Source organism: Actinoplanes sp. NPDC051633, from assembly GCF_040681735.1.
GTDB lineage: Bacteria > Actinomycetota > Actinomycetes > Mycobacteriales > Micromonosporaceae > Actinoplanes.
In genome coordinates, this window is the sequence record NZ_JBFAZH010000125.1 from 1 (window position 1) to 11283 (window position 11283).

General features: G+C 70.4%; 12 protein-coding genes. 6 read left to right on the top strand and 6 right to left on the bottom strand.

The features are described from left to right. A partial coding sequence (gene pgi, locus AB0M20_RS10325; protein ID WP_364296567.1) for a glucose-6-phosphate isomerase occupies window positions 1-1478 on the top strand: 1478 nt, incomplete at its 5' end. Beyond that, window positions 1468-2547: a winged helix DNA-binding domain-containing protein gene (locus AB0M20_RS10330; protein ID WP_364296569.1), complete on the top strand. Its 1080-nt coding sequence runs from the start codon at window positions 1468-1470 to the stop codon at window positions 2545-2547. The genes pgi and AB0M20_RS10330, both read left to right, overlap by 11 nt. Before the next feature lie 3 nt (window positions 2548-2550). Here the strand turns inward: AB0M20_RS10330 and AB0M20_RS10335 are convergent, their stop codons facing one another. From AB0M20_RS10335 to AB0M20_RS10345, 3 genes are read right to left on the bottom strand one after another with little or no spacing between them, the layout of a single operon-like run. Further along, entirely contained in the window at window positions 2551-3153 is a 603-nt protein-coding gene (locus AB0M20_RS10335) for a dihydrofolate reductase family protein (RefSeq protein WP_364296571.1), read from the bottom strand. Continuing rightward, window positions 3146-4354: a sigma-70 family RNA polymerase sigma factor gene (locus AB0M20_RS10340; protein WP_364296573.1), complete on the bottom strand. Its 1209-nt coding sequence runs from the start codon at window positions 4352-4354 to the stop codon at window positions 3146-3148. The genes AB0M20_RS10335 and AB0M20_RS10340 overlap by 8 nt, the downstream gene beginning before the upstream one ends. Then, entirely contained in the window at window positions 4351-4689 is a 339-nt protein-coding gene (locus AB0M20_RS10345) for a YciI family protein (RefSeq protein ID WP_364296575.1), read from the bottom strand. The genes AB0M20_RS10340 and AB0M20_RS10345 overlap by 4 nt, the downstream gene beginning before the upstream one ends. 128 nt (window positions 4690-4817) lie before the next feature. Between AB0M20_RS10345 and AB0M20_RS10350 the strand changes: the two genes are divergently transcribed. Then, complete coding sequence (locus AB0M20_RS10350; RefSeq protein ID WP_364296577.1) at window positions 4818-6335, top strand: FAD-dependent oxidoreductase; 1518 nt, start codon at window positions 4818-4820, stop codon at window positions 6333-6335. A 21-nt stretch (window positions 6336-6356) separates the two neighbouring features. Here the strand turns inward: AB0M20_RS10350 and AB0M20_RS10355 are convergent, their stop codons facing one another. Further along, a complete protein-coding gene (locus AB0M20_RS10355; protein WP_364296579.1) occupies window positions 6357-7526 on the bottom strand; it encodes a pentapeptide repeat-containing protein in 1170 nt (389 codons plus the stop codon). A gap of 160 nt (window positions 7527-7686) precedes the next feature. Between AB0M20_RS10355 and AB0M20_RS10360 the strand changes: the two genes are divergently transcribed. From AB0M20_RS10360 to AB0M20_RS10370, 3 genes are read left to right on the top strand one after another with little or no spacing between them, the layout of a single operon-like run. Continuing rightward, entirely contained in the window at window positions 7687-8046 is a 360-nt protein-coding gene (locus AB0M20_RS10360) for a hypothetical protein (protein WP_364296581.1), read from the top strand. Window positions 8047-8063: 17 nt separating this feature from the next. Then, window positions 8064-9074, top strand: coding sequence for an alpha/beta fold hydrolase (locus tag AB0M20_RS10365; protein WP_364296583.1), 1011 nt, complete (start codon window positions 8064-8066; stop codon window positions 9072-9074). Next, a complete protein-coding gene (locus AB0M20_RS10370; RefSeq protein ID WP_364296585.1) occupies window positions 9019-9672 on the top strand; it encodes a hypothetical protein in 654 nt (217 codons plus the stop codon). The genes AB0M20_RS10365 and AB0M20_RS10370 overlap by 56 nt, the downstream gene beginning before the upstream one ends. A 14-nt stretch (window positions 9673-9686) precedes the next feature. Here the strand turns inward: AB0M20_RS10370 and AB0M20_RS10375 are convergent, their stop codons facing one another. After that, the gene (locus tag AB0M20_RS10375; protein ID WP_364296587.1) at window positions 9687-10769 is read right to left on the bottom strand and encodes a hypothetical protein; all 1083 of its coding nucleotides are present in this window, start codon (window positions 10767-10769) and stop codon (window positions 9687-9689) included. 15 nt (window positions 10770-10784) lie between these two features. Further along, window positions 10785-11283: hypothetical protein (locus AB0M20_RS10380; protein WP_364296589.1), on the bottom strand; the 499-nt coding region annotated here is incomplete at its 5' end.

The following is an 11283-nucleotide window of genomic DNA, read 5'->3' on the forward strand; positions in this document are numbered from 1 at the left end:
GCAAGAACCTGGTCACCGACGAGGTGATCAGCGCGCTGATCGCGCTGGCCGAGCGGGCCGGGCTGCGCGAGCGCACCGCCGCGATGTTCGCGGGCGAGCACATCAACGTGACCGAGGACCGCGCCGTGCTGCACACCGCGCTGCGCCTGCCGCGCGACGCGTCGTTGACGGTCGACGGGCAGGACGTGGTCGCCGATGTGCACGAGGTGCTCGGCCGGATGGCCGCGTTCAGCGACAAGATCCGCTCGGGGGAGTGGAAGGGCGCCACGGGCGAGCGCATCCGCACCGTCGTCAACATCGGCATCGGCGGTTCCGACCTGGGGCCCGTCATGGCGTACGAGGCGTTGAAGGCCTACAAGGCCCCCGAGATCGAGTGCCGGTTCGTCTCCAACATCGACCCCACCGACCTGTACGCGAAGACCCACGACCTCGACCCGGCCACGACGCTGTTCATCATCGTGTCGAAGACGTTCACCACGCAGGAGACGCTGACCAACGCCAAGGAGGCCCGCACCTGGCTGCTGTCCGGCCTCGGCGCGGGCGACGAGGCGGTGGCGAAGCACTTCGTGGCGGTCAGCACGAACGCCGAGAAGGTCTCGGACTTCGGCATCGACACCGAGAACATGTTCGGCTTCTGGGACTGGGTCGGCGGCCGGTATTCGCTGCCGTCCGCGGTCGGCCTGTCCGTGATGATCGCCGTCGGGCCGGACAACTTCCGCGAGATGCTCGCCGGCTACCACCAGGTGGACGAGCACTTCCGCACCGAGCCGCTGGAGCGCAACGTCCCGGCCCTGCTCGGCCTGCTCAACGTCTGGTACGACACGTTCCTCGGCGCCCAGTCGCACGCGGTGCTGCCGTACTCGCAGTATCTGCACCGCTTCGCCGCCTACCTCCAGCAGCTCACCATGGAGAGCAACGGCAAGTCGGTCCGGGTCGACGGCAGCCCGGTCGACTTCCAGACCGGCGAGGTCTTCTGGGGCGAGCCCGGCACCAACGGTCAGCACGCCTTCTACCAGCTCATCCACCAGGGCACGAAGATGATCCCGGCCGACTTCATCGGCTTCGACGAGCCCAACCACGACATCGGCGGCATGCACGACCTGTTCATGTCGAACTTCTTCGCGCAGACCGGCGCGCTCGCCTTCGGCCGCACCCTCGAGCAGGTCGAGGCCGAGGGCACCGACCCCAAGATCGCGCCGCACCGGGTGATGCTGGGCAACCACCCGACCACGACGATCGTCGCGCGCAAGCTCACCCCGGCGATCCTCGGCCAGCTCATCGCCCTCTACGAGCACATCACGTTCACCCAGGGCACGATCTGGCAGATCAACTCCTTCGACCAGTGGGGCGTGGAGCTGGGCAAGGTGATGGCCAACCGGCTGGCGCCGAAGCTCACCTCCGCCGACTCGCCCGAGGCCGACGACGACTCCTCCACGAACGCGCTCATCGCGCGGTACCGTGCGGCGCGTGGCCGTTGATCTCCTGAAGTTCCGCCTGCACAGCCTGCTCCTGCGCGACCACCCCCGCGGCCGTCCTGACACGGTCGCCGGGGTGGTCCGCTGGTTCGGGGCCATGCAGGCGCAGGACATGGCCAGTGGCCTGTGGTCGCTCGGCGTCCGCCTGCCGTCGCTGGACCTGGCCGGGGTGACCGCCGCGCTGGAGCGTGGCGAGGCGATCCGCACCTGGCCCATGCGCGGCACCGTTCACCTGGTGCCGCCGTCGGACGCCCGCTGGATGCTCGAGGTGATGGGTTCCCGGGCGCTGGCCGGCGCGGACAAGCGCCGCGAGACGATCGGCCTGAGCCCGTCCAGCGCCGAGCGTGGGGTCGAGGTCCTGGGTTCCGCCCTGGCCGGTGGCGGCCGGATGACGCGGGCCGAGTGCCTGAGCACGCTCACCGAGGCGGGCATCGACGTCAGTGGTCAGCAGGGCTACCACATGCTCTGGTACGCGAGCCAGCTGGGCGTGACGGCGATCGCCCCGCACATCGGCAAGGAGCAGACGTTCGTACGCCTCGACGAGTGGGCGCCGGAGCCGGCCACGCCGTCCCGCGAGGAGGCTCTCGGCATCATCGCCCGTCGCTACTTCCGCTCGCACGGCCCGGCGACGGTCGGCGACCTGCAGCGCTGGACCGGCCTGACGATCCGCGACTGCCGCGCCGGGGTGGCCGCCGCCGGTGACGCGCTGACCACGATCGACGACATGATCGTCGACCCGGCACTGCTCGACGCGGACCTGCCGGCCCTCGACGACTGGCACGCGCTGCCGGGCTTCGACGAGTACATGCTGGGCTACAAGGACCGCTCCCTGATGCTCGACCCGGCGATGTTCGCCCGGGTGGTCCCGGGCGGCAACGGCGTCTTCCAGGCCACGGTGGTCCGCGCCGGCCGGGTGGTGGCGATCTGGAAGCGCACGCTGACCAGGAAGGCGGTCGTCGTCAACGTCACCCCGCTGGCGCAGATCAAGGTGGGGGACCGCAAGCACGTGGCCGGGGCGCTGCAGCCGTTCGCCGACTTCTACGGCCTCGACCTCGACCTCCGCTGGCCGTGACGGTCACCGCGCCGGCGCGTAGGTCACCAGCATCGCGCCGCTCGGGAAGGTCTCGGTGCCGATGAGCCGGAGATGCGTCGGGCCCGTCAAGTTGTCGAACAGGCGCCGGCCCTCGCTCGCGATCACCGGGTGAACCAGGATCCGGTATTCGTCGACCAGCCCGGCGTTCGTCAGGGACTGCACGAGGGTGGGGCTGCCGAACGTGATGATGTGGCCGCCGCCGCCCTCCTTCAGTTGTGCGATCCGTCGTTCCGCGTGCGGGCCGGTGAGCTGGGTCGGCGGATCGAACGCGCCCCAGTCGGGTTGCTGCACGGGATGCCGGTCCGTCACGACGATCTTGGGGGTGGTGTTGACCTTCTCCGCCATGCGCCGGACCACATCGGGCACATCGGGCGACTCGCCGACCTCCGGCCATCGCCGCTTCAGGTCCTCGTAGGTGGCCCGGCCGAGCAGGATGGTCTCGACGCCCTCCAGTGACGCCAGGAACGAGTCCAGCGAGTCCTGGATGCCGGCCTGCGCCCAGTCCAGCTCGGTCTCGTCGCCGGACGGTGCTCCGGTGACGATGTCGTTGGCCGTGCTGTGGATGGAGACGATGAGCTTACGCATGATCCGTTACTTCCGTCCGGTCGCCGGGGGCGAGTTCGAGTAGGCGTTTTTGCAGGTAGGCACGGTCGGCGGCGGTGGGCGCCAGCGGGATCGCCGCACGGTACCCGCCGGCCGCCGCCTCGTTGTCCCCGAGCCGGCGCAGGAAGTCGGCGCGGGCCGCCGCCAGCAGCGGGTGATCGTCGATGCCCTCGAGCAGCCGCAGGTCGGGGCCGTCGCGCATGGAGAGCGCGATCGCCCGGTTCAGCCGCACGGTGCCGGACGGGACCACGGTCAGCAGCCGGTCGTAGAGGCCGGCGATCCGCCCCCAGTCGATGGTCGCCTGCACGTGGCAGGCCGCGATCATGGCCTGCAGCTGGTAGGGGCCGATCTGTTCGCGGCGGACCGCCCGGCGCAGCTCCTCCTCGCCGGCCGAGATCATGTCGCGATCCCAGAGACTGTGGTCCTGCTCGTCGAGCGGCACCAGGACACCGCCGGGCGCGCGGGCCGCCGACCGCGCGTCGAGGAGCAGCAGCAGCGCGTGCAGGCCACCGGCCTCGGGGTGGTCGGGCATCAGCCCGGCGGTCAGGGCGGCCAGCTCGCGCGCCCGCTGTCGCAGCTCGGCGCGACCGTCCGCGTACCCCTGGTGGAACAGCAGGTAGATCGTGGACAGCACCGCGGCGGTGCGTTCGGGCAGGAGGTGCGCCGGCGGGACACGGTAGGGGATGCCGGCCAGCTTGATCTTCTGCCGGGTGCGCACCAGGCGCTTGGCCATGGTCGCCTCCGCGACCAGGAAGGTGCGCGCGATCTCCGCTGTGGACAGACCGCAGAGGGTACGCAGTGCCAGCGTCACCTGCGCCTCCAGCGAGAGCGCGGGGTGACAGCACGTGTAGAGCAGACGCAGCCGCTCGTCGGTGATGCCGCTCTCGAAGGCGTCGACATCATCCGGCCCGGCCTGCAGGAGCGCCACCTCCCGGAGCTTCTCGGCGCCCTTCCGCTCGCGGCGGATGCGGTCGATGGCCCGGTTGCGCGCCGTCGTCGTCAGCCAGGCTCGCGGGTTGTCCGGGACACCGTCACGGCGCCAGGTGGTCAGCGCCGCCGCGTACGCCTCCTGGGCCGCCTCCTCGGCCAGGTCGAAGTCGCCCAGCGCCCCGATCAGGTGCGCCATCAGGCGCCCGCCGTCGGTCCGGAACGTCGTCGCGAGCGCCTCCTCGACGCCGGTCACGGCCTCAGCGGGCGGATCTCGACCTGCCCGAAGTAGCTGGCCGGGTGCCCGGCGGCGATCGTGATCGCCTCGTCCAGGTCGGCGCAGTTCACCAGCGCGAGCCCGCCGATCTGCTCACGCCCCTCGGCGAACGGCCCGTCGGTGAGCAACACCTCCCCCTCGCGCACCCGCACGGTGGTGGCGGTCGGGCTCATCTCCAGCCCGGCGTGCAGCTCGATCACCCCGCGCCGCTCGAGGTCGGCCATCCACTCGTTGAAGTCGGGCAGGTCCTTGCGGGTGGCGAACTGCTCGTTCGCCGTGGCCTCGTCCGCGCTGATCATCAGCAGGTATCGCATGACTTCCTCCTTAGCAGTTCCGTCACGTCAGGGACGAACGCCATGCCAGCCGGAGGACACTCCGTTCCGCCCGAAGATGCAGGGATCGGTCGCGTCGATTCGTGCGTCGGTTCGGCTAGCATGGTCGCGTGCCGTCACCCCTGACCACTCGTCGCGCCCATCACATCGTGAAAGCTCGCCGAGATCTCCCACGCATCGTCGAGCCCGGTCTGCGGGCGGTCGTGATCGGCGGTGGGATCGCGGGAACGACCGCGGCCCTCGTGCTCGCCGAGCGCGGGTTCGCGGTCACCCTGCTGGAACGGGACGCGCAGCTCGGCGGCCGGCTCGCCGCGTGGCCCAGGACGCTCGCGGACGGGTCGCAGCAGATGGTGGAGCACGGCTTCCACGGTTTCTTCCGGCAGTACTACAACTGGCACAACGTGCTGCGCCGGATCGATCCGGAGCTGAGTTTCCTCAAGCCGGCGGGACGCTATCCGGTCATCTCCCGGCAATGGCCCGAGGAAAACTTCTCCCGACTGCCGAAGCGGCCGCCCGCCAACCTGATCGCGCTGGTCGCCCGCTCGCCCAGCCTGCGGTTGCGGGAGCTGCGCGGCGTGGACGGGCGGGCCGCGGTCCCGCTGCTGAGCTACTCCGCCGAGGAGACGTACCGGCAGTTCGACCACATCTCGGCCAAGGACTTCCTCGACACCCTGGGCATGCCGGACCGTGCCCGGGCCAACCTGTTCGACGTCTTCGCCCACTCCTTCTTCAACCATCAGGAGGAGATGTCGGCGGCCGAGATGATCATGCAGTTTCACTTCTACTTCCTCCGCAACCCCGAGGGCCTCGACTTCGACGCGCCGAGCCAGGACTACGAGACGGCGATCTGGGCGCCGCTCGCCGCCCAGCTGCGGGCTCTCGGCGGGCAGATCCGGACCGGCGCCGCCGTCGAACGGATCGACCCCGGCTGGACGGTCGTCCTCCGCGGCGGCGAGACCCTGACGGCCGACCACGTGGTCCTGGCCGCCGATCCCGGGTCGGCCCGTGACGTGGTCGCCGCGTCGCCCGGCCTGACCCGGCAGGCGCCCACGCTCGCCGCGAACATGCAGACCATCCGGACCGCGCCGCCGTACGCGGTCAGCCGGCTGTGGACCGACCGCGACGTCGCACCGCACCGCAGCATCTTCACCAGCGTCGCCCAGGAGCCGACCCTGGACTCGGTGACGCTGTACCACCGGGTCCAGGGCGCCCCGGGGCAGTGGGCGCGGCGGCACTCGGGCGCCGTGATCGAGTTGCACGCCTACGCGGCGGCCGACGGCGTCGACGCCGCGGTGCTGACCAAGCGGATGTGGCACGAGCTCGGCGGCCTCTGGCCCGAGACCACCGAGATGTCCATCCTGGACGTCAGCGAGCGGGTGGGCCGCGACGCACCCGCGTTCGGGTTGGACAGCGACGCCACCCGCCCCGGCGTCGAGACCGACGCGCCGGGCCTGTACCTCGCCGGAGACTGGGTGCGCATGCCGTTCCCGGCTGCCCTCATGGAGCGCGCCGCCGGCTCGGCGCTGCTCGCGGTCAACGCCATCCTGAAGCGGCACGGGGCGAGCCCCGAGCCGGTGCTGTCGGTCGTCCCCCGAGGACTCCTCGCCCAGCGCCGCTCCCGCTCCTGAGCCGCTGGTGCGGTTCGGACGTCATGCGGCTTTTCGGACAAGCGTCATGGGCGCGGATGATTGCTCGCCGGCCCGCAACGACCAGCGCTCGGGCCAGGTGTCCAATCGCGGTCCATCGTCGGCGGCCTGCACTTCGTCCATCCGGAGCTCGCCGGTGAACTCGGCGCCCGCGAACGTGACGCTGCCCGCGAAGTAGGCCGCCCGGAAGTCGGTGTCGCCGGAGAACCGCGTTTGCTGGAAGTCCACGTCGCCGAGAAACCGGGCTCCGGCGAAGTCGGCGGACGCGACGCGGGCTCCCCGCCAGCCGACATCGCCGGTGAAGGTGACGTCACCGAAGTCGGTCAGGCCCTCGAAGGACGCCTCGTTGAAATCCGCGTCCCGGGCGAAGGCCATGCCCCGGAACGACGATGTCCCGATGAAGCGGGCGCGAGTGAACACCGCCTTGCGGATGTAGGCCCGCGACAGCCGCCAGTCGATCAGGGTGGCACCGGCGAGATCCAGGTCGCATCCGGGCCAGAAGGTACGACGGGACTCGGCGTCGAGATACCCGCCGGCCGTGGTGTCGACGTCCGAGGGAACCGCGAGGTGGACACAGAGCAGGTCCTGTGCCGCGCGCCTGACCTGCAGTTCTCCGTGCACGTCGTCATCGCCGGCCGCCGGGTCGTACGGCATCCTGAGGTAGGCACAAAGCACACCGATGACAGTCGGTCGCTGGGAGATGTTGTCCTGTGCCACTCGTTCGAGCGCGAACATGGCACCCAGACGGACGGCTGCTCGAGGAGACCCGAGTTGCTCGATCGCCTTCGCGTAGAGCTCGGTGACCCGCCGCTCGATGGCGTCGCGTTCGGCATGCTCATGCTTGCGTAGCTCGATCTCCCGCAACTGCTCATGCTTACGCAGCTCCAGCACGTATGTCTGCTCCGAGAGTTGCTGCCGCCGGATGCCGAGCAGCAGGGCGACCACCGCACCGGCCGCGGCCACGAAACCGAGCCCGAACTTGACCGCCTCCAGTTGCAGGCTCGGCCGGTCGGCGGGGCCGGCGTTGCTGGCGATCTGCAACATGACGATGAGCGCGACGATGCCGACGGCGGTGATCGCCGCGGCGACGGTGAGAATTCCGCGATCGGTCAGGATCCACCAAGGACTCACCGCTGGCGTACGGCCGGCCCGTTCGACGTCGCTCGTCCTCACTGAAGCATGGTGACCGGCAACATCCGTTCGCCGATATCGGACGTCAGGTCGGCTTTCGCAGCACAGTCGGGCACAAGTGCCCAGTTGGACGCACCCGAGTGACCGGCAGCATCAACCTGATCGACTGCGGCGGCGCCGAACGACGCTTTCCCACCTGTAAGTGCCCCAACCTTGCGCATCTGCGCAAGACGACGACGCGGGGCACTGTCCTGAAGGGATCAGCGCCGAGTGGACCGGCATCGGTGGCAGCGCGCAGATCAGGAAGTGGGACACCAACTTCTGCCTGACGGGCGAAACCCACGACGGCGGGAGCGTCTGGCTGTCCCGGTGCAGCACCGGCGTGGTGTGGAAGGGCTTCAAGATGCACGGCGCCCCGCCGGACTGGTATCAGCTGACGGCCTACAACCGGCCGTACTGCCTCGACATGCCTCGCAGCTCCCAGGCCGACGGTCAGGCGCCGCAGTTCTGGTCGTGCGTGAACAGCAACGCCAACCAGCACCTCACCTGGTATCCGTTCTGAGTTCCTAGACTTCACCCATGCGGTACCGCTTCGGCCGGCTCGAGCTCGACACCGGTGCTTTCGAGCTGCGGTCGGCCGGGCGGAAAGTGGAGGTCGAGCCGCAGGTCTTCGACGTCCTTGCCTACCTGCTGGCGCACCGGGGCCGGGTGGTGTCGAAGGAGGAGTTGCTGACCGCGGTCTGGCGCGGCCGGTTCGTCTCGGAATCGGCGTTGACGACCCGGATCAAGCAGGCGCGTCAGGCGGTCGGTGACAACGGCCGGGCACAGCGGTTGATCAAGACCGTGCACGGCCGGGGCTACCGGTTCGTCGCCGATGTCCGGGCGGCGGACGAGTCGTCGGCACCTGATCCGGAGTCTGCGCCGGACGGCGAGGTGTACGCGATTCCGCCGACCCGCTATGTGGTCAACGACGGTGCCTCGATCGCGTACCAGTGCTTCGGTGACGGCCCGAACCTTGTCCTCGTCCTGGGCTTTGCCACCAACATCGAGGTGCAGTGGGAGCATCCGGCGATCGCCCGTTTCCTGCGGGGTCTGGCGGGGTTCTGCCGGGTGGCTCTGCTCGACAAGCGGGGCACGGGGCTGTCGGACCGGCTCGGCCGGGACGAGGCGCCGCCGCTGGATCAACGGGCGGACGACGTCCGGGCGGTGATGGACGCCGTGGGCATGGACCGGGCCACCATCTTCGGCTCCTCGGAGGGCGGCGCTGTCGGTGCTGCTGGCCGCGGCGCACCCGGAGCGGGTCGAGCGGCTCGTCCTGCACGGAACGTGGGCCCGCCATCCGTGGGCCGGCCAACCCGGCCGTCGCGAGTTCGCGGTGGTGGAGCGGCGCTGGGGCAGCGGCCGGATCTATGCGTGGCTCGCGTCGTCGATGGGGGCCACGGCGGCCGGCCGCCGTTTTCTGGGCCGGCTGGAACGCCAGGGTGCGACGCCCGGGACCGCGCGGCGGCTGGTCGAGCTGATGAGCGCGATCGACGTGACGCCCCTTCTGCCGGCAATTCGCGTCCCCGCGCTGGTGGTGCACCGCAGTGAGGACGCGATCTACGGCATCGAGCACGCACACGCCCTGGTCGATGGGATTCCCGGCGCTCAGCTGGTCGAGCTTCCCGGCAGCGACCACTTTCTGTTCAGCGGCGACACCGGGCCGATCCTGACCGCGTTGGAGCGGTTCGTCGGCGGCGCGGCGGCACCGCCGGCGGAGGAACGCTTCCTGGCCACGGTCGTGTTCGTCGGGGGCGCGGGCTCCGGAGGCCTGGAGGATCACATCGCCGCGCTGCGGCAGGGGATCGAGTCGCACCGCGGCGCCCTGATCAGCCTCACCGCGGACGGCCTGCTGTGTACGTTCGACGGTCCCGGCCGCGGTGTCCGAGCCGCATGCGAGCTGCGCGACACGTTGGCACCACTCGGCACCACGATCCGCGCCGGTGTGCACACCGCCGAAGTCGAGCGCCGCGGTGACCAGCTGTCCGGGACCGCGGTCAGCGTCGCCCGTGACCTGGCCGAGGCGGCCGATCCCGGCTCGGTTCTGGTGTCCCGCACGGTGACCGAGCTTGTCGCCGGCTGGGGACTGGCTTTCGCCGCACGCGACCGGCCCATCGCCGGCCTGCCCGTGTTCGAGGTCGCCGTCTGACAGGGCGACGCCGGTCAGGCGCCCGGGGCGGCGCGGGCCGGGGCGAAGCGGGCCTCGTGCACGGGACGGTACCGGTCGTCCAGCAGCGTGATGAGGCTCAGCAGCAGCACGAAGAAGACGGCGCTGCCGGTCGGCACGTCGTCGCCGAGCAGATCGCTCGACAGCAACACCAGCGCCACGTTCAGCAACAGCCGCGCGCCGAACGCCGCCAGCGCCGACTCCAGGCTGCGGGTGCGCCTCGCCACGGCCAGCGAGATCGCCGCGTTGATCACCACGAAGATCGCAACCCCCACGAACAGATCGTCCGCGTCGGCCGAGACGGGCGGCAGCACCTGGGCGTAGATCACCCAGAGGAAGCCGATGAGGACGACCTTCTCGAGCGTGCCGGTGGACCACAACCGGTGGTTGGCGGCCACCCAGCGATCGCGTTCGGCCGCCTCGTCGATGTCCTCCGGCAGCGGGTCGGCAGCCAGTCGGAGCGGGCGCTCGCGGGCCGGCAGCCGCGGACGGACGACGTACCGCAGGGCGGCGGCGACCGCGACGAGGGCCGCCACCAGCGCCGGCAGGATCCACGCGTGGGCGGCCATCAGGTCGGTCACGTCGAGGCGGGCGAGGTGGATCCACCACTCCTGGGGCAGCTTGATCACGATCCAGATCGCGGCGGCGATGGTGATCCAGGTGCGCAGGCGGATGCGCGCCGGGTCCCAGCGGAGCCGCACCAGCTCGTACGCGATGAAGAAGTATTCGAAGGTGTTGGGGAAGATCAGCAGCAGTGGCCGCCAATCGCTCAGCTCGAACGCCACCACGCCGGCGAGCCGGTAGAAGTAGAGGAACCGGGCCACCCGCACCGCGGGCCGGCTGCTCCAGTTGCGCATCGTCGACAGGTACGCGACCGCCAGGTAGTAGACGTCCATGGCCTTGTCGTAGCCCTGGTACTGCGGTGGGTCGTATCCGAACGCCTGAAAGATCGTCTGGTCGACCCCGTCGAGGATCAGGCAGGCGAGAACGGCGGGCAGGGGGAACTTCGGGATGAGCAGGGGTACGAGGAACCGCGCGCCGACCACGACGATGAAGACGATCGCCGCCCCGGTCTCCACCGTGCCACCGTCCCGTCAGTGGCTGTGGCCGCCGGCGACCAGCGGGCGGCTCCCGGCCGAGGTGGCCAGCCGGCGGCCCTCGACGAGCTCGAAGTGCATCGTGTCGGCCGAGCCGTCCCACGCGACGCCCAGCTCGAAGCCGTGCGACACCATGGCCTTGAAGAACTCCAAGTTGTACCCGTGGGTTCCGCTCCACTTGCCCTGCGCGGCCTCGCGTTCGCCACCCTGCTCGGCATCGGGGGTGAAGAAGCCGCCGCCCTCGGTGCCGCTCATCAGCCCCAGCAGCTGGGTGATGGCGGGGTCGGCGACGTCACGGCTCTTCAGCACGAAGTCGATGTTGGAGCTGAGCGCCTTCGCCGTCTCGCCGAGCCAGAACAGCTTCTTGCGGTCGGCCTGCAGTTGCGCCAGGCCCTGCTTGCCGACCTTCGTGGTGACGTCGGCGTTGCTCTGCTTGCGGGAGACCAGGTCGTCGGCCGTCTCCTGCCGCTCGGTGCGCGCGTCCCGCAGCGGCGCG

Bases quoted from the DNA above. Each gene is read 5' to 3' on its own strand.
- AB0M20_RS10365 (WP_364296583.1), top strand. From the start codon at position 8,064: ATGCGGTACCGCTTCGGCCGGCTCGAGCTCGACACCGGTGCTTTCGAG.
- AB0M20_RS10335 (WP_364296571.1), bottom strand. From the start codon at position 3,153: ATGCGTAAGCTCATCGTCTCCATCCACAGCACGGCCAACGACATCGTC.
- AB0M20_RS10345 (WP_364296575.1), bottom strand. From the start codon at position 4,689: ATGCGATACCTGCTGATGATCAGCGCGGACGAGGCCACGGCGAACGAG.